The organism is Streptomyces sp. NPDC002574 (assembly GCF_042889545.1).
Taxonomy (GTDB): Bacteria; Actinomycetota; Actinomycetes; order Streptomycetales; family Streptomycetaceae; genus Actinacidiphila.
This window is the reverse complement of the sequence record NZ_JBIARB010000012.1, coordinates 56,721-73,536: the sequence shown is the minus strand read 5'-3', so window position 1 is coordinate 73,536 and position 16,816 is coordinate 56,721. Positions and strand designations below refer to the sequence as shown.

13 protein-coding genes and 1 pseudogene are annotated in these 16,816 nt (G+C 72.6%); 3 read left to right on the top strand and 11 right to left on the bottom strand.

Features of this window, described 5'->3' with window-relative positions:
* Positions 1-271: 271 nt before the first annotated feature.
* Genes ACFYXS_RS28035 through ACFYXS_RS28020 form a run of 4 tightly spaced genes read right to left on the bottom strand, consistent with a single transcriptional unit; the run spans position 272 to position 3,748 of the window.
* Positions 272-991, bottom strand: a complete 720-nt coding sequence (locus ACFYXS_RS28035) for an ABC transporter permease subunit (protein ID WP_389253406.1) — start codon at positions 989-991, stop codon at positions 272-274.
* A 24-nt stretch (positions 992-1,015) separates the two neighbouring features.
* A complete protein-coding gene (locus ACFYXS_RS28030; protein ID WP_389253058.1) occupies positions 1,016-1,933 on the bottom strand; it encodes an ABC transporter ATP-binding protein in 918 nt (305 codons plus the stop codon).
* The gene (locus ACFYXS_RS28025; RefSeq protein WP_389253056.1) at positions 1,930-2,847 is read right to left on the bottom strand and encodes an ABC transporter permease; all 918 of its coding nucleotides are present in this window, start codon (positions 2,845-2,847) and stop codon (positions 1,930-1,932) included. The genes ACFYXS_RS28030 and ACFYXS_RS28025 overlap by 4 nt, the downstream gene beginning before the upstream one ends.
* Complete coding sequence (locus ACFYXS_RS28020; protein WP_389253053.1) at positions 2,834-3,748, bottom strand: ABC transporter ATP-binding protein; 915 nt, start codon at positions 3,746-3,748, stop codon at positions 2,834-2,836. The genes ACFYXS_RS28025 and ACFYXS_RS28020 overlap by 14 nt, the downstream gene beginning before the upstream one ends.
* A gap of 263 nt (positions 3,749-4,011) precedes the next feature.
* On the opposite strand from ACFYXS_RS28020, the gene ACFYXS_RS28015 reads away from it, so the two are divergent.
* Positions 4,012-4,740 carry a DUF6159 family protein gene (locus ACFYXS_RS28015; protein ID WP_389253050.1) on the top strand — a complete coding sequence of 243 codons (729 nt, stop codon included), beginning with the start codon at positions 4,012-4,014 and terminating at the stop codon, positions 4,738-4,740.
* Positions 4,741-4,871: 131 nt separating this feature from the next.
* Here ACFYXS_RS28015 and ACFYXS_RS28010 read toward each other — a convergent pair whose 3' ends face one another.
* On the bottom strand, positions 4,872-5,525 hold the full coding sequence (locus tag ACFYXS_RS28010; protein WP_389253048.1) for a DUF6344 domain-containing protein: 654 nt from the start codon (positions 5,523-5,525) through the stop codon (positions 4,872-4,874).
* Between the two features lie 390 nt (positions 5,526-5,915).
* On the opposite strand from ACFYXS_RS28010, the gene ACFYXS_RS28005 reads away from it, so the two are divergent.
* On the top strand, positions 5,916-6,806 hold the full coding sequence (locus ACFYXS_RS28005) for an LLM class flavin-dependent oxidoreductase (RefSeq protein ID WP_389253045.1): 891 nt from the start codon (positions 5,916-5,918) through the stop codon (positions 6,804-6,806).
* On the opposite strand, the gene ACFYXS_RS28000 is transcribed toward ACFYXS_RS28005, so the two are convergent.
* The gene (locus tag ACFYXS_RS28000) at positions 6,799-7,113 is read right to left on the bottom strand and encodes a hypothetical protein (protein ID WP_389253043.1); all 315 of its coding nucleotides are present in this window, start codon (positions 7,111-7,113) and stop codon (positions 6,799-6,801) included. The two genes, ACFYXS_RS28005 and ACFYXS_RS28000, sit on opposite strands and share 8 nt — an antisense overlap.
* 110 nt (positions 7,114-7,223) lie before the next feature.
* On the opposite strand from ACFYXS_RS28000, the gene ACFYXS_RS27995 reads away from it, so the two are divergent.
* Positions 7,224-8,081, top strand: coding sequence for an HAD family hydrolase (locus ACFYXS_RS27995; RefSeq protein ID WP_389253041.1), 858 nt, complete (start codon positions 7,224-7,226; stop codon positions 8,079-8,081).
* Positions 8,082-8,114: 33 nt separating this feature from the next.
* Here ACFYXS_RS27995 and ACFYXS_RS27990 read toward each other — a convergent pair.
* The 5 genes and pseudogenes from ACFYXS_RS27990 to hisC all read right to left on the bottom strand — a co-directional run.
* Positions 8,115-9,215 (bottom strand): annotated as a pseudogene (locus ACFYXS_RS27990) (GAF domain-containing sensor histidine kinase); the annotation flags it as partial.
* Between the two features lie 51 nt (positions 9,216-9,266).
* Positions 9,267-12,740, bottom strand: a complete 3,474-nt coding sequence (gene cydD, locus ACFYXS_RS27985; RefSeq protein WP_389253039.1) for a thiol reductant ABC exporter subunit CydD — start codon at positions 12,738-12,740, stop codon at positions 9,267-9,269.
* A 22-nt stretch (positions 12,741-12,762) separates the two neighbouring features.
* Positions 12,763-13,764, bottom strand: coding sequence for a cytochrome d ubiquinol oxidase subunit II (gene cydB, locus ACFYXS_RS27980; protein WP_389253037.1), 1,002 nt, complete (start codon positions 13,762-13,764; stop codon positions 12,763-12,765).
* A gap of 11 nt (positions 13,765-13,775) precedes the next feature.
* Entirely contained in the window at positions 13,776-15,281 is a 1,506-nt protein-coding gene (locus ACFYXS_RS27975; RefSeq protein ID WP_389253035.1) for a cytochrome ubiquinol oxidase subunit I, read from the bottom strand.
* Between the two features lie 134 nt (positions 15,282-15,415).
* Positions 15,416-16,489 (bottom strand): histidinol-phosphate transaminase, encoded by a 1,074-nt coding sequence (hisC, locus tag ACFYXS_RS27970; protein WP_389253033.1) that lies wholly within the window; start codon positions 16,487-16,489, stop codon positions 15,416-15,418.
* Positions 16,490-16,816 lie beyond the last annotated feature (327 nt).

The window sequence follows — 16,816 nt, the reverse complement described above, 5'->3', positions numbered from 1 at the left end:
ACGTGACGGAGCCCACTTTCGAGGGAACACCAAGAACCGCCTCCGTCGCCGGCGACGGGCGGCGAGGCGCAGGTCGATGCGCTCGGCGAGCTCCGGGCGGAAGAGGGCGATGAGCAGCCCCAGTGCGACCAGGAACACACCGACGGCGCAGAGCAGCGGAGTCTCGGACGTCACTCAGCACATCAGACAATCCGATGCGCGACGACCCGAGGAAACCAGGCCGCCCGGGCGGTGAAGACCACCCGGGCGGCCGATTCCGCGGCGCGGCGGGCTACTCCTCGCCGGCCAGTGTGAGCGCGCGCATCCGCTGCCCCGCGTAGAAGGTGGCCAGCACGGTGACGCCGATCAGCAGCACCACCGCCAGCGGCAGCCCCACGTCGGACGTGATCTGCCCCTCGCCCGCGATCCGCTGGGCCAGCGCCAGCGCCCACTGCTGCACGCTCAGCGTGCGGGCGCCCGGCACCAGCGAGCCGATCAGCGACTCCCAGATGAGCGCGTACACCAGGCCGAAGACCACGGCCTGCCGGGTCACGACGCCCAGCAGCAGGAAGACCGCCGCGTAGGTCACCGAGGCGACGGCCGCGGCCACGGCGAAGGCGACCGCGATGCCCTGGCTGTTGCCGTTGAGGATGACACCGGCGATCAGCGTCGGCACGGCGGAGAAGACCACCGAGACACCGATCGCGACCAGCAGCTTGGTGACGATGATCGTCGGCCGCGGGACCGGCTTGGCCAGCAGGTAGACGATCGAGCCGTCGTCGATCTCGGGTCCGACGGCGCCGGTGCCGGCGAAGACGCCGACCAGCGGCACCATCGTCGCCAGGGCGAAACCGCCCAGGACCGACGTGGCGGTGGAGTCGTCCGCGCCGGTCAGGGCGCGCACCGCCGCCGAGATGAGGATCAGCAGCGCGGGAAGGGCGAACAGGACCAGCGCCCGGCGCCGGCCGAGCAGACCCCGGTAGGTCAGCCGGGCCACGGTGGGATTGAACAGTGGGAACACGGGAAGCTCCTCGCCCTATGCCGTGACCAGATAGGAGAACACGCTCTCCAGGGACTCGTCGGACGGCGAGACCGTGAAGAGCCGGATGCCGCGCTCGCGGGCGACCCGCGGCAGCAGTTCGGTGAAACCGGCGAAGTCGATCGCCTGGATGCGCAGCGCCCGCTCGTGCCAGTCCAGCTCGATGGCGGCCGTGGAACCGTCCGCGATCAGCGCGGCGGCCAGCGCCCGGTCGTCACTGGAACGCACCAGGTAGCGGTGCGGCCGGTCGGTCATCAGACGGCGGATCTTGCGGAAGTCGCCGGACGCGGCGTGCCGGCCGGCCACGACCACCTCGATGTGGCTTGCCAGCTGCTCGACCTCCTCCAGGATGTGCGAGGAGAACAGCACCGTGCGGCCCTCGTCGCCCATCCGGCGCAGCAGGTCCATCAGCTGGAGCCGCTGGCGCGGGTCCATGCCGTTGAACGGCTCGTCCAGCAGCAGCACCGACGGCTCGTGCACCAGCGCGGAGGCCATCTTCGCGCGCTGCCGCATGCCCTTGCTGTAAGTGGCGATCTTGCGGTCCTGGGCGAACTCCATCTCGACGGTGGCCAGCGCCCGCTGGGCCGCCGCGCCCGGGTCGGGCAGTCCGTGCAGCTCCGCGTTGGCCACCACGAACTCACGGGCGGTCAGGAAGTCGTACATCGCCTCGCGCTCGGGGACGATGCCGATGTGCCGGTACACCTGCTCGTTGCGCCAGATCACCGTGCCGTCGAGGGTCACGCTGCCGACCGAGGGGGCCAGGAAGCCGCCCATCATGTTGATCAGCGTGGACTTGCCGGCGCCGTTGGGGCCGAGCAGACCGGTGACGCCGGGGCCGATGGTCATCGTGACGTCGTTGACGGCGACGACGTTGCCGAACCAGCGGGACACATGGTCGATGGACAAGGTGGTCACGACAGAACGGCCTTTCGGTAGCGGCGCATCAGCAGGCCGAAGGAGCCGGCGATCGCGACGAGCAGGACAACCACGTAGGCCGCTCCGGCCACCGCGTTCGGCGGGCCCGCGGCGTCGACGAAGGAGGACGACGCGCCCAGCACCCAGGTCTGCGCCCCGTCGATCAGCGTGATCGGCGAGAACAGTCCCAGCCAGCCGACCACGTCCTTGTCGCCCTGGACGGAGGCGACCGCCTGGACGCTGCTGACCGCGCCGTACGGGAGCGTGAACGCGGCGATGATCGCCGCGACGCCGAAGCCGCGGCGCGGCGTGAGCGCCGCGATCACCAGGCCGACGCCCGCGTAGAGCATCGACAGCAGCAGCTCGGCCAGCAGGGCCTTGGCGAAGCCCGAGGTCTGGTCGGAGAAGTCGAACTTCGCCAGCAGCGCGCCGATGTAGAGGACCAGCACCGGCGTGGCGGTGAGGATGAACAGCGCCGAGGTGAGCGCCGCGAACTTCGCCGCGACGTAGTCGACCGCCTCGATCGGGCGGGAGAAGTACAGCGGCGTCGTCTTGAAGCGCAGGTCCAGCGAGACCGCCGTGGGGGCCTGTGCCGCCAGGAAGAGGCCGATCACCGCCTGCATGATGATCGCGTACCGGGTGTACTCGATCGGCAACTTGGTCATCTTCGTGCCGATCGCCACCGCGACGATGATCGCGGCGGGCGCGCACATCACCGCGAACAAGGTCATCGGCAGCACCTTGGACTTGACCGAACGGCCCAGTCCGTAGGCGCCCCGCAGGCTCTGGGTGAACAGCGAACGCCTGGCGTACGCCCGGCCCAGCCGCGGTCCGTCGTAGTGCCGGTACCCGATGTCGTGAATGACGTCCTGGGCGCCGCCGGCAGCCGGCGCGCGTCCCTCAAGCTGCGTCACGGTCGTCCCCTCCCCGGAAGATCTCGGCGATGCGGTGGCGGCGCTGCTCCATCCGGACCAGGCCCGTGCCCAGTTCGGCGACGGCGTCGCGCACGGTGTCGTAGGTCTCGTCGCCCTCGATGTCGACGAGCAGCAGATGGCCGTCGGCGTGCGCGTTCAGCCCCGCGGCGGTGAGCTTGCTCAGCAGCTCCTCCTCGTGGTCGGTCACCTCGACCGCGAGAGAGGCGGTGGCCTGTGTGAAGTCGCTGGTGGAGGAGGCGCGCAGCAGTTGGCCGCCGTCGATCACCACGATGTGGTCGCTGGTGCGCTCCAGCTCGCCGAGCAGATGCGAGGTGACGAGCACGGAGATGCCGAACTCGGTGTGGACGCGCCGGATCAGCCCGAGCATGTCGTCGCGGCCGACGGGGTCCAGCCCGTTCGTCGGCTCGTCGAGCAGCACCAGACGCGGGTCGTGCACCAGGGCCTGTGCCAGCTTCACGCGCTGCTTCATGCCCGTCGAATAGCCGCCCATGGGGCGGTAACGCTCCTCGTACAGCCCGACGTGGCGCAGCGTGTCGGCGGTCCGCTCGCGCGCGGCCGTCGGCGGCAGCCCGGACATGCGGGCCATGTGCACGACGAACTCCGTCGCGGAGACGTCCGGCGGCAGGCAGTCGTGCTCCGGCATGTATCCCACCGCGGCACGGATGTCCGCGCCCTGGGTCGCCACGTCCATGCCCAGCACGGCGGCACGGCCCTCGGTGGCCGGCGACAACCCCAGCAGGATCTTGATCAGAGTCGACTTGCCGGCTCCGTTCGCGCCCACCAACCCGGTCACCCCGGATTCGATGTCCACGGTGAGCCGGTCCAGAGCGGTCACCCTCGGGTACCGCTTCGTCAGGCTTTCAGCAGCGATCACAGTCACACCACGAACCTAGTGGTGCGAGCCACACCCGTCGTCAGCCTCGGGGGCGGTTGTGCCTAGTCCTTGGGACTGATGTTCCCGTAGGGGACGGGGGATCGCCGGATGGATCGCGGCCGGCGGGGAGCTCATGCGGGAGGGGCGGGTCGGTCGTGGAGAGCGTGCGGAGCGTCGGGAACAAGGAGAGCCGGGGGAACGCGGGCGGTTCGGCCGGCTCGCGGAGTCCGGGGAGCGGGCAACGGGGGATCGTCAGAACGGTCCTGCGGGTGCTGCGCCGCAGACCGGCGCTGCTGTGCTTTCCGGCGCTGAGCGCCGGGGTCCTCGGGGTCGTCCTGCTCATCGCGTGGCTTCAGCCGCTGCGGGGCATCTGGGAGCGTGCGCGGCTCGACCAGTCGCCCACCACGGGGCAGTACATCGCACTCCTGGTGGTCTTCTTCCTGGTGTCGTGCACCAGTACGTACGTCAACGCGGCGCTGCTGCACTCCGTGCACGCGCTGGGGCAGGGCCCGCGCCCGGCCGTGCGCGCCTCGCTGCGGGCGGCGCTGCGACGACTGCCGACGCTGCTGGCGTGGTGCCTGCTCGGCAGCAGTCTGGGGATGGTGCTGCGGGTCCTGGAGTCGACCGCGGGGGTGTCCTGGATCTTCGAACCGGCCGGGACGTCCTGGTCGTTGCGGACCTTCTTCGTGCTGCCCGTGATCGTCGTCGAGGGCACCGGCCTCTTCACCGGCCCGCGCCAATCAAGGGCAATGGGCCGGGCGGAGCTGGGCAACCGGGTGGCCGGCGGGATACGTCTGGCCCTGACAACCGTCCTGGTGGTGGTCGTCGCGATCATCGCACTCATCCTCGCGGTCGAGTCGGACAAGGTGACGGTCATGGTCGCCACGGCGGGCTGCGTCGTCGCACTGTTCCTCGCGACGGGCCTGCTCTCCGCGACCGTTTCCGGCATCCACCGCATGACGCTCCACCAGCGGGCGGTGGCACGTCGGCCGGCCTGACCGGCTTTCCCTGCCCGCCCCTTGGAGCCGTACGGGACTGTCGGGGCCGTGCGGGCCGTGCGGGCTGTCGGGACTCCCGGCTTCGGGCGACACGACCGGTCCCGCGGTCCGCGGCGGCGCGTACGCGACGCTCACGCGCACAGGGCCAAGTCGCGGCGGCGGTCGGCCGTGCGGGCGTGCGCCTCGGCCGCGGTCCTGGCCGAGCTCTCGTCGGCACCGGCCGTCGCCGGCTGACCGGAGGCGTTCTCACGGACCCTGCGGGAACCACTGCGAGGCACCGGGGAGGCGCCGTGCGCTTCGGCGCGGATGCGCTGCTTCATCGTGGGCGGCAGCGACAGCTCGCGCAGGCACTCGGCGATACGGGGGACGAGGGCGAGTGCGGCGGACGCCTCGTGCGACGCGGTGGACCCTGGCGACCCGGCCGACGGCGACGGGACTGCCGCACGGTGGGCGACGGCGGCGCGGTGCGCGGTGGCCTGCCGTGTCGTCCGGTCGGGCCGCGGTCGCGGCCGGGCGGCGGGAACGAGGTGACGTGCCGACCGCGCCCGGGGCGGAAGGACGGGTTCGCGGCGTTCCGCTGCCGCGCCCGTGGGTGGTGTGTTCACCTCCCTGACGGTCTCGGCGAGCAGCGCCTCCACCAGGGAGAGGCGGGCGGCCTCCGGTCGCGGGGCGACGGCGGCGGTGGTACGGCGGGCCGGGACGGCGAAGCCGAGACCGGCGATCATCTTGAGAAGGAGCGTGACGAAGGCGTTCCAGAACGCCTTGGCGTGATTGTTGGCAGCCATGACCTCTCACTTCCTCGTGAGTCGGGGAGCGACTAGTCCGATGATGCGGAAGTGAGCACGAAATGCCCGGAAGCGCACCTCGAGAGTGGCGATATTCGGATCAACACCACCCGGGTGGCTCAAGCGGGGCCCTCTCAGCCCCGTTCGGAGGCCCGCTCACCTGACAATCCCCCGAGTTGCGGGCCGCGGACGCCGGTGTTATTTCCCGACGGTCCCAAGGCGCCGCTTGGGGCGGGGCGCCGTGGTGGCGTTCCTGACGGCCCGCCTCGCGGGCGACCGCGCCGAGGACCACCCGTCGTGCCGAAAGCCCCGGGGCGGCTCGCGGCGACGGATGCGTCGGCCGCCGTGGATGCGGGGAGCGGCCCGCGGCCCGGGTCGTATGGTCGTCCTATGCGTCTGAGCACTGTGATTCTGCCGATCTACCGTTGGGCCGCACAGGGGCGGGAGGTGTGGCAGCGGGCCGAGCAACTCGGCTTCCACACCGGCTACACCTACGACCACCTGTCGTGGCGGAGCTTCCGGGACGGCCCCTGGTACGGGGCGCTGCCGACGCTGACGGCGGCGGCCGCGGCGACGGAGCGGATGCGACTGGGCACGCTGGTGACGTCGCCGAACTTCCGGCATCCGGTGACGCTGGCGAAGGAACTCATCACCGTCGACGACATCAGCGGCGGCCGGCTGACGCTGGGCATCGGCGCGGGCGGGACCGGCTTCGACGCGACGGCGCTGGGCCAGGAGGCGTGGACGCCGCGGGAGCGGGCGGACCGGTTCGGGGAGTTCCTGCCGGTACTGGACAAGCTGCTGACCGAACCGGTCGCGGACTACGAGGGGGAGTTCTACTCGGCGCGCGAGGTGCGGAACATCCCCGGCTGTGTGCAGCGGCCGCGGATCCCGTTCGCCGTGGCGGCCACGGGGCCGCGCGGGATGCAGCTGACGGCGCGCTACGGGCAGGCGTGGGTGACGTACGGCGACCCCAAGGGTCCGGCCGAGGTGCCGGTCGAGGACTGCCCGGCGGTGGTCTCCCGGCAGTTCGACAAGCTGGAGATCGCGTGCGCGGAGATCGACCGCGATCCGGGCGAACTGGAGCGCGTGCTGCTCACCGGGTCCACGGCGGAGCGCCCGCTGGAGTCCCTGGACGCCTTCGTGGACTTCGCCGGCCGGTACGCGGAGGCCGGCATCACCGAGATCGTCCTGCACTGGCCGGTGGCGGACTCGGTCTACGCGGCCGACGAGAAGGTCTTCGAGCGCATCGCCACCGAGGCCCCCGCGCAGCTCAGCTGAGGCTGTGCCCGGTCCCCCGCCGCCGCCACCGGGCGAGCGGCACCGGTGACGCGGCGGGCGGGGGACCGGCGGGGCAGACGTCGGCGTGGCCGATCCGGCGGCCGCCGGTCGTGCGGTGCGACACGGCGGCGGAGCCGCACCGGGCGCAGGTCGTGGCGGTGCCGGCCGCCGGATCGGGGGCGGGGACCTGAGCGGGTATCTCCCCGCGGGATCCGAAGCCGATCCCGTCCAGGACGGTCGCCACGGCATCGGCCAGGAGGACCGGCTCCCGGTCGGGCTGTTCCTCACAACGCGTCATGAGTGCCATGCCGTGATGGTGACAGCCCCCACTGACAATGCCGCGGCACCGAATGTGGCGGTGATCGCACCCGGCCCCCGGCTGCAGCCATCGACGGTCCGATGAGCGACCATGGGGCGGTGACCTCAGCCACCAAGCCTCCCCCGTCCACGGACTCCCTCCTCGCGGTCCCCGCACCGCGACTGATCGCCACCGATCTGGACGGCACGCTGCTGCGCGACGACAAGACCGTCTCCGACCGGACGATCGCCGCGCTCGCGGACGCGGAGGCGGCAGGTGTCGAGGTCTTCTTCGTCACCGGCCGTCCGGCCCGGTGGATGGACGTCGTCGCGGAGCACACCGCCGGCCACGGCATGGCCATCTGCGCCAACGGCGCCGCCGTCTACGACCTGCACCGGGGGCGGCTGCTCGCGGCCTATCCGCTCGACGCGCGCGACGCGCTCGCCGTCGTCGCGGCCCTGCGCACCACCGTGCCCGGCACGACCTTCGCCGTGGAACTGACCGGCGGCTTCGCCTACGAGCCGGAGTACCCGCCGTACTCACCGGTGCCCGACGCGGTCGTGGCGCCCGTGGAGGAGCTGCTCGGGGCGGCCGGTGGCGGTCAGCCGGTGCTGAAGCTGCTGGCCAAGCACCCCTCCATGGACCCGGACGTCTTCCTGCGCACGGCGCTGGCGGCGGCCGGGGAGTACGCGGAGATCACCCGCTCCAGCCCCTCCGCGCTGCTGGAGATCAGCGGCACCGGGGTCAGCAAGGCGACCACGCTGGCCCGCTGCTGCGCCGACCGCGGGATCACCGCCGACGAGGTGGTCGCGTTCGGCGACATGCCCAACGATCTGGCGATGCTGTCGTGGGCGGGCACCTCGTACGCCGTCGCCAACGCCCACCCGGACGTGCTGGCGGCCAGCACTCACCGCACCGCCGCCAACGAGGACGACGGCGTCGCCCGGGTCATCGAGCGGATGCTCTCGAACAGCTGACGGACCGCTGACCTACCGCTGCCCCGGGCACCGTCACAGGGGCGCTTCCCAGGCCAGGGTGGTGCCCTGGCCGTCGGGGCCCGGCCCGAAGGTGGACTCGCCGCCCAGCGCCTCGGCCCGCCGGGCCAGGTTGCGCAGGCCGCTGCGCCGCCCGGTCTCCGGGATGCCGACCCCGTCGTCGGAGACGATGAGCCGGACCCCCTCCAGCCCCTCGCCGAGCACGGCGGTGGCGTCCACGACCACCTCGACCCGGGTGGCCCCGGCGTGCCGCAGCACGTTCGACAGCGCCTCCCGCAGCGCGGCGATCAGGTTGCGCGCGCTGAGCGCGCCGACCCGTGAGTCGACGGGGCCCACGAAGCGCACGGAGGGCGGGAAGCCCAGGCCCCGGGCGACCACGGAGGTCTCCCGCAGCACCTGGGCGCGCAGTCCCGCCGGGGCGTCGTCACCGGGCTCCTGCTGGAGGGCGAAGATCGCGGTGCGCACCTCCTGGATGGTGGCGTCCAGTTCGTCGACGGCGTGGGCGATGCTCGCCTCGGCCTCGGGGGGCACCGACTTGCGGATGGCGCCCTGGAGCATCAGCCCGGTGGCGAAGAGCCGCTGGATGACCAGGTCGTGCAGGTCGCGGGCGATGCGGTCGCGCTCCTCGTACACCGCCAGCCGGTTGCGGTCCCGCTGCGCCTCGGCGAGCAGTAGCGCCAGCGCGGCCTGCGCGGCGAACTGCGTGGCGAACATGCGGTCGTCCTCGGTGAAGCCCGGGGCGCCGCGCACCCGCGGCAGGGCCAGCGCCCCCATCACATGCCCGCTGCTCAGCAGCGGCAGCATCATGCTGGGTCCGAAGCGGGGCGTGATGGTCGCGCCCATGCGGTCGTCGGTGGCCGCGTCCTCGATGTGGACCGGTTCCCCCGCCAGCAGGGGCGCGACGGCCGGGCTGTCGCCCTCCAGGACGGTGCCGACCAGTCCTGCCGGATGGTCGGCCGAGGCGGCGACGACCTCCAGGCCGCCCTCGGCGGTCGGCAGCAGAACGAGCCCCGCGTCGGCCTCCACCAGCGCACGGGCCTGCTCCGCGACGACGTCGAGCGCCCCGGCCCCCGGGTTGCCGAGCAGTGCCGTGGTGACGGAGCCGACCGCGTCGAGCAGCTTGGCGAGTCGTTCTGCCATACCGCGAGCGTAGGCCGGGAGCGGCCCTCATGCCGGTGCGGGAAGCGCCGCGGTCCGCGCGTCAGCTGCGCGTTCGCGCTCCAGCGTGCGGCGGAAGGGGCCCTCGGCGGCGGCCAGCCCGTCGTAGGTGCCGCGCTGCACGACCCGGCCCCGGTCGAGGACGACGATCTCGTCGACGTCGGCCAGTCCGGTGAGGCGGTGCGTGATCAGGACGGTCGTCCGGCCGGCCGTCGCGGCCAGCAGATCGGCGGTGAGGGCGTCGGCCGTGGCCAGGTCGAGGTGCTCGGCGGGCTCGTCGAGGACGAGGACGGGGAAGCCGGCGAGCAGCGCGCGGGCGAGGGCGAGGCGCTGGCGCTGGCCGCCGGACAGGCGGGTGCCGTGCTCGCCCACGGGGGTGTCGAGGCCGAGGTCCAGCCGGGCGGCGGCCAGGGCTCCGGTCAGCTCGGCGTCCGGGGCGCCGGGGCGGGCCATCCGCAGGTTCTCCCGGACCGTGCTGTCGAAGGCGTGCGCGTCCTGCGCGCACAGCCCCACCATGCGGCGGACGGCGTCGCCGTCGAGGGTCGTCGCGTCGGTGCCGGCGAGGGTGTAGGAGCCGGACTCGGGGTCCAGGAAGCGGAGCAGGACGTGGGCCAGGGTCGTCTTGCCCGCGCCGGAGGGGCCCACGACGGCCACGCGGCGGCCGGGGGTCAGTTCCAGGTCCACGCCGTCGAGCGCGGGCACCGGCTGTCCGGGGTGCCGCGCGGTCAGGGCGCGCAGCACCACCGGGTGCGGTGCCCGCGGCGGCCGCGCCGGGTGCTCCGGCTCCCGTACGGGCTCGGGGGCGTCCAGGACGTCGTGGACCCGCTGTGCGGCGCGCAGGCTGCGGCGGCGGTGCTGGGCCGCGAGGGGCAGGCCCGCGACAGCCTCGAAGGCGGCCAGCGGGGTGAGCACGACCACCGCGAGTCCGAGTCCGTCCAGCCGTCCGGCGGCGGTGGCCTGCACGCCGGCGAAGGCGCACACGACGACGGTCAGCCCGGTCAGCAGGGTGCTCAGGCCCGCGCCGAGGGCCGCCCCGGCCGCCGAGCGGGCCGCGATCCGGGTCAGCGCGCGGTCCGCGTCCGCGGCCTTGGCGCGCCGTGCGGGCAGTGCCCCGGCGACGGCCGACTCGGCCGTGCCGGTGAGCACGTCGACCACCTGCGTGGCCAGTTCCCCGCGCGCCGGGGCGAGGGCGTGCTCCGCCCGGCGGGACAGCGCGGACGACAGTGCCGGTAGGGCCGCGCCCGCCACGAGCAGCCCCAGGGCGAGGGCGGCTCCGGCCTCCGGCAGCAGCCATGCCGTGAACCCGGCTGCCGCGGCGCCGGTGAGCGCGGCCGCGGAGGCGGGCAGCAGCCAGCGCAGGAAGTAGTCCTGGAGCGAGTCCACGTCCGCGACGAGGCGGGAGAGCAGGTCCCCGCGGCGGATGTCGCGCAGCCCGGCCGGCGCCAGCCGCTCCAGGCGGCGGTAGACCGCCACCCGCAGGTCGGCGAGCGCGCGGAACGTCGCGTCGTGCGACACCAGGCGCTCCGCGTACCGGAACGCGGCACGTCCGATGCCGAAGGCCCTGGTCGCCGTCACCGCGACCATCAGATAGAGCACCGGGGGCTGTTGCGAGGCCCGGGCGATCAGCCATGCGGAGGTCGCCATCAGGCCGACCGCGCTGAGCAGCGCGAGCGCCGCCAGCACCAGCGCGAGCACGAACCGCGGCCGCAGCGGCGACGCCGCGGCCCGCACCCGCCGGGCCGCGCCGGCCTCCCCCGGCCGGGTCCCGGTGGAACGGGCGGGCGCGCCGGCACCGGTGTCCTGGTCGGCAGGTTCGGCAGGCACCTGGGGACGCGCGGACAACGCGGCCGCTCCGAAGGGCCGGACGCCCGCGCGCGCCGGTCCGTCGCCGAGCCGCACCTCGCGGTCCGCGATCGCCAGCAGTGCGGGCCGGTGGACGACCAGCAGGACGGTGCGGCCGACGGCGAGCCGCCGGACCGCGTCGACCACGGCGGCCTCGGTCTCGCCGTCCAGCGCCGCCGTGGGCTCGTCCAGTAGGAGGACCGGCCGGTCGGCGAGGAACGCCCGCGCGAGCGCGACCCGTTGACGCTGCCCGGCGGAGAGCCCGGATCCGGCTTCGCCGAGCCGGCGGGCGGGGTCGAGTTCGGGGGCGCCCGCGTCGTCGAGGGCGGCGCGCACCCGCGCGTCGTCCGCGTCCGGGCGGGCGAGCCGGACGTTGTCGGCGATGGTGCCGGCGAAGAGGTGGGGCCGCTGCGGGACCCAGGCGATGTGCCGGTGCCAGTCGGCGGGTTCGAGATCGCCGAGGTCGGTGCCGCCGACCAGCACGCGTCCGGCGGTCGGCCGGGTGAAGCCGAGGAGCACGCTCAGCAGCGTGGACTTGCCGACGCCGCTGGCTCCGGTGATCGCGACCGTCTCACCGGGGGAGACCCGCAGGGACACCGCGCCGAGGCGGCCGGCGACGGTGAGGCCCTCGGCCTCGACGGCCGCGGTGCGCGGGTCGGGGGCGGCGGCGTCCCCGTGCCGCGGGGCCGGGGTCTCCAGGAGGGCGAAGACCTCGTCGGCGGCCGACAGCCCTTCGGCCGCCGCGTGGTAGTGGGTGCCGACCTGCCGCAGCGGCAGGTACGCCTCGGGTGCGAGGACGAGGATGACCAGCCCGGTGTACAGGTCGAGTTCACCGTGCACGAGGCGCATGCCGACGCCGACCGCGACGAGGGCCACCGAGAGCGTGGAGAGCAGTTCGAGGGCGAAGGAGGAGAGGAAGGAGATGCGCAGCGTCCGCATCGTGGCCCGCCGGTAGTCGGCGGTGACGGCGCGGATCGACGCCGCCTGCGCCTTGGCGCGGCCGAAGACCTTGAGTGTGGGAAGACCGGCGACGACGTCGAGGAAGTGCCCGGACAGCCGGGCGAGCAGCTGCCATTGGCGGTCCATGTGGGCCTGGGTGGCCCAGCCGATGAGGACCATGAACAACGGGACGAGGGGCAGGGTGCCGGCGATGATGGCTGCCGAGACCCAGTCCTCGGTGACGATGCGGGCGAGGACGGCGGCGGGAACGACGACGGCGAGCCCGAGTTGCGGCAGGTAGCGGGCGAAGTAGCCGTCGAGGGCGTCGATTCCGCGGGTGGCGAGGGCGGTGAGTTCACCGGTCCTGCGGTCGGTGAGCTGTGACGGGCCGAGCAGGGTCGCGTGGTCGATCAGCCGGGTGCGCAGGGTGGACTTCACCTCCGCCGCGGCCCGGTGCGCGCACAGTTCGGTGAGCCAGGAGACCAGGGCCCGGCCGGCCGCGACCGCGGCGAGCAGCAGCAGCGGGGTGCGCAACTCCCCCGCGCCGAGGCCGTCCTGGAACCCGCCGACCACGATCTTCGCGAGGAGCATCGCCTGGGCGATGACCAGCCCCGCGCCGGCGAGGCCCAACAGGACGGAGACGGCGAGGAAGACGCGGGTGGCGCGGGCGTACCGCAGCAGCCGCGGGTCGACGGGTTTCACGTGAAACAGCCCCTCGTGTCGCTCAGTGCGCTTCGGCGATGTGCTGGGTGCCGATCCGCTTGCGGAACACCCAGTACGTCCAGCCCTGGTAGAGCACGACCAGCGGTGCCGCGATCCCCGCGCACCAGGTCATGATCTTCAGGGTGTAGGGGGTCGAGGACGCGTTCTCGACCGTCAGGTTCCACGCCGGGTCCGACGACGAGGGCATGACGTCCGGGAAGAGCGTCAGGAACAGCGTCGCCACGACGGCGACGACCGTGACCCCGGACAGGGCGAACGCCCAGCCCTCCCGCCCGCGCAGGTTCGCGCCGAGCGCCCCGAGCAGCGCCAGAACGGCGGCGATCGCGGTGGCCAGGCTCGCGGAGTCCCCGCCGCTGCCCCGCGTCCACGCCAGGAACGCCACCGCGAGCACCGCGGTGACCGCGCCGGCGCCCGTGGCGAAGCGGCGGGCCCGCGCGCGGATGTCGCCGAGGGTCTTGAGCGCCGCGAAGACCGCCCCGTGGAAGGTGAAGAGGCTCAGCGTGACCAGCCCGCCGAGCAGCGCGTACGGACCGAGCAGATCCCAGACCTGCCCGGTGTAGTCGCCGGACCGGTCGATCGCCACGCCGTGCACGATGTCGGCGAAGACCACGCCCCACAGGAACGCGGGGATGAGGGAGGTCCAGAAGATGGCCCGTTCCCAGGTGACCTGCCAGCGCTCGCCGGGGCGCTTGGCGCGGTACTCGAAGGCGACGACCCGGACGATCAGGCAGAGCAGGATCGCCAGCAGCGGCAGGTAGAAGCCGGAGAACAAGGTGGCGTACCACTCGGGGAAGGCGGCGAAGGTGGCGCCGGCGGCGGTGATCAGCCAGACCTCGTTGCCGTCCCAGACCGGGCCGATGGTGTTGATCAGCACCCGCCGCTCGGGGCGGTCGCGGGCGAGCAGCCGGGTGAGGACGCCGATGCCGAAGTCGAAGCCCTCGAGGAAGAAGTAGCCGGTCCACAGGACGGCGATGATGACGAACCAGACGTCGTGGAGGTGCATGCCGTCTCTCCCTAGTACGAGAACGCCATCGGGCGGTCGGCGTCGGCGTCGCCGCCGATCTTCGTGGGCGGATGGAGGTCGGCCTCGGTGAGCTCGGGTGGCCCGGCCTTGGCGTACGTGACCAGGAGCTTGACCTCGACGACGGCGAGGACGGCGTAGAGCCCGGTGAGGACGATCAGCGAGGTGAGCATCTCGGCGGTGGAGACGCCGGGGGAGACCGCGTCCTCGGTGCGCAGCAGCCCGTACACGACCCACGGCTGGCGGCCGTTCTCGGTGAAGATCCAGCCCCAGGAGTTGGCGATCAGCGGGAAGCCCATGGTGAGCAGCCCGATCCGCCAGTACCAGCGGGACAGCGCCGGGGAGAGGGCGGTGTTCCTGGTGAGCATCAGGTGCGGTGGCTCGTCGTCGGCGGTGCGCCGGTCCTCGGCCAGCCAGAACCTGCGGCGGGTGAGCCAGAGTCCGGCCAGGCCGACCGCGAAGGAGGTCATGCCGAAGCCGATCATCCAGCGGAAGCCCCAGTAGGCGACCGGGATGCTGGGCCGGTAGTCGCCGGGCCCGTACTTCGCCTGCTCGGCCTTGTTGACGTCGTTGATGCCGGGGACGTAGGAGCTGAAGTCGTCGTGGGCGAGGAAGGACAGCAGGCCGGGGACCTCGACGGCCACCGTGTTGTGGCCCTTCTCGACGTCGCCGTACGCGAAGATCGAGAACGGGGCCGGGGACTCGCCGTCCCACAGGGCCTCGGCGGCGGCCATCTTCATCGGCTGCTGCTGGTACATGACCTTGCCCAGCCGGTCGCCGCTGATCGCGGTGAGCAGACCGGCGACGACGGCGGTGACCAGGGCCAGGCGCAGCGAGGTCCGCATGACGGCGACGTGCTTGCGGCGGGCCAGGTGGTACGCCGATATGCCGATCATGAAGGCGGCACCGGTCAGGAAGGCCGCGGTCAGCGTGTGGAAGACCACGACGAGGGTGGTGTTCTGGGTGAGCACGGCCCAGAAGTCGGTGAGTTCGGCACGGCCGGTGACCTTGTTGTAGCGGTAGCCGACCGGGTGCTGCATCCAGGAGTTGGCGGCGAGGATGAAGTACGCGGACAGGATCGTGCCCAGCGAGACCAGCCAGATGCAGGCCAGGTGGAGCTTCTGCGGGAGCTTGTCCCAGCCGAAGATCCACAGGCCGATGAAGGTGGACTCGAAGAAGAAGGCGATCAGCGACTCGAAGGCGAGCGGGGCGCCGAACACGTCGCCGACGAAGCGCGAGTAGTCCGACCAGTTCATGCCGAACTGGAACTCCTGGACCAGGCCGGTGGCCACGCCCATGGCGATGTTGATCAGGAAGAGCTTGCCCCAGAACTTGGTCGCCCGGAGGTACTTCTCCTTGCCGCTGCGCACCCAGGCCGTCTGGAGGCCGGCGGTCAGGGCGGCGAGGGAGATCGTGAGGGGGACGAAGAGGTAGTGGTAGACGGTCGTGATACCGAATTGCCATCGCGCGACGACGACGGGGTCCAGTGCCAGGTCCACGTCACGCCTCCTATCTTGCGAGCTTGTGAATGTGAACGCATTCACAAGCTCAGTATGACGTACATACTTTTGCCCCCTCGCACCGGGGGGGTGGGAGGGGGCAAAAGGGAGGAAGCGCCGGGGCTGCAGCTCGGCTACAGCTCCTTGCGGAAGGCTTCGGCCGTGCGCAGCAGCACGTCGTTGGCGGCGGTCTCGCCGATCGTGATCCGCACGCCCTCGCCGGCGAACGGACGCACCGTGACGCCCGCGCTCTCGCAGCGCGCCGCGAAGTCCGTCGTACGGTCCCCCAGCCGCAGCCAGACGAAGTTGGCCTGCGTCACCGGGACCGTCCAGCCCTGCGCGGTCAGCCCCTCGTACACCCGGGCCCGCTCGGCGACCAGCGCGTCCACCCGGTCCATCAGCGCCTCCTCGGCGCGCAGCGAGGCCACCGCGGCGTCCTGGGCGAGCTGGCTGACGCCGAAGGGGACGGCGGTCTTGCGCAGCGCCACCGCCACCGGCTCGTGCGCGATCGCGAAGCCGACGCGCAGGCCGGCCAGACCGTACGCCTTGGAGAAGGTGCGCAGCACGGCGACGTTGGGCCGGTCCCGGTAGACCTCGACGCCGTCGGGCACCTCGGGGTCGCGGATGAACTCCTTGTACGCCTCGTCCAGGACGACGAGCACGTCGGAGGGGACACGGTCCAGGAAGCGCTCCAGCGCGGCGCGGCGGACCACGGTGCCGGTGGGGTTGTTGGGGTTGCAGACGAAGACCAGCCGGGTGCGGTCGGTGATCGCGTCCGCCATCGCGTCGAGGTCGTGCGTCTCCTCGGCGTCCAGCGGGACCGGCACCGCGGTCGCACCGCTGATCTGCGTGATGATCGGATATGCCTCGAAGGACCGCCAGGCGTAGACGACCTCGTCGCCGGGGCCCGAGGTGATCTGGAGCAACTGCTGGGCGACGCCGACCGATCCGGTGCCGGTCGCGATGTGCTCGGGGGGAACGCCGAACCGGTCCGCCAGCTCGGTCTGGAGCGTGGTGCAGGCCATGTCGGGATAGCGGTTGAAGCTCCCCGCGGCGGCCGTGACCGCCTCGAGGACACCGGGCAGCGGCGGGTAGGGATTCTCGTTGGAGGACAGCTTGTAAGCCGTCACGCCGTCCGCCACCGCCGGGGGTCGACCCGGCTTGTAGGTGGGGATACCGTCCAGTTCGCGGCGCAGTCGGGGGTTCATGCCCACACCATACGAGCGGCCCCCCTCTCTGGGGAGGCCCCGAAGCGTGCGGGCACCGAGGGGCGCCCGGCCGCGGCGGCGTGCTGGAGGAAGCGATGCGCGCCGGTGGCGCGCGCGGTGGCGCGCATCCCTCGTAGGGGTGAGTTGATGCTGCTCCTGACCAGGGGCACATGCCCCCGCTATCCCGGCGGCCGGTCACGTAACCAGCGGTCGAAACCTCATGCGACCTGCGCATTCAAGGTATCGTCCCGGATCGCCGGACGCAGAAACGTCTCTGTCAATGCGCCACGCGGGCCCCCCGCGAACGGACCACCCGAGCCCTACTAT

Bases quoted from the DNA above. Each gene is read 5' to 3' on its own strand.
- ACFYXS_RS28005 (WP_389253045.1), top strand. From the start codon at position 5,916: ATGCGTCTGAGCACTGTGATTCTGCCGATCTACCGTTGGGCCGCACAG.
- cydB (WP_389253037.1), bottom strand. From the start codon at position 13,764: ATGCACCTCCACGACGTCTGGTTCGTCATCATCGCCGTCCTGTGGACC.
- hisC (WP_389253033.1), bottom strand. From the start codon at position 16,489: ATGAACCCCCGACTGCGCCGCGAACTGGACGGTATCCCCACCTACAAG.
- ACFYXS_RS28000 (WP_389253043.1), bottom strand. From the start codon at position 7,113: ATGGCACTCATGACGCGTTGTGAGGAACAGCCCGACCGGGAGCCGGTC.
- ACFYXS_RS28010 (WP_389253048.1), bottom strand. From the start codon at position 5,525: ATGGCTGCCAACAATCACGCCAAGGCGTTCTGGAACGCCTTCGTCACG.